At 65.6% G+C, this 305-nt stretch carries 1 protein-coding gene; it reads right to left on the bottom strand.

Features of this window, described 5'->3' with window-relative positions; all coding sequences use genetic code 11:
* Window positions 1-305, bottom strand: a 305-nt coding sequence (locus BRO63_RS33785) for a VCBS domain-containing protein (protein WP_143219537.1), incomplete at both ends; no start/stop codon positions are given.

Raw genomic sequence — 305 nt, 5'->3', positions numbered from 1 at the left:
CGCCGTTGGCGTCGGGGACGGTGACGCCCGGCACGCCATCGGTGTGGCCGTTGATGGTGACCGTGATGGTGGTGGTGCTGACGTCGCCGTCGGCGTCACGGATCGTGTAGGTGAAGGTGTCCTTGAGCTGCTGGCCATCGAGCAGCGCGTTTACGCGCGGGTCGTTGTTGTTCAGCTCGTAGGTGTAGGAGCCGTCGGCCTTGAGGACGATCTTGCCGTACTCGCCGTTGACTGCGGTGTTGACGTTGCCGGTGACGTTCTGGCCGGTGGGGACGGTGCCCTTGGCCACGCCCACGACGTTGGTG

Origin of the sequence: Achromobacter xylosoxidans (assembly GCF_002192695.1) — a bacterium.
GTDB lineage: Bacteria > Pseudomonadota > Gammaproteobacteria > Burkholderiales > Burkholderiaceae_B > Achromobacter > Achromobacter xylosoxidans_C.
The sequence above is the reverse complement of the archived record's forward strand: the minus strand, read 5'-3'. Positions and strand labels throughout refer to the sequence as shown.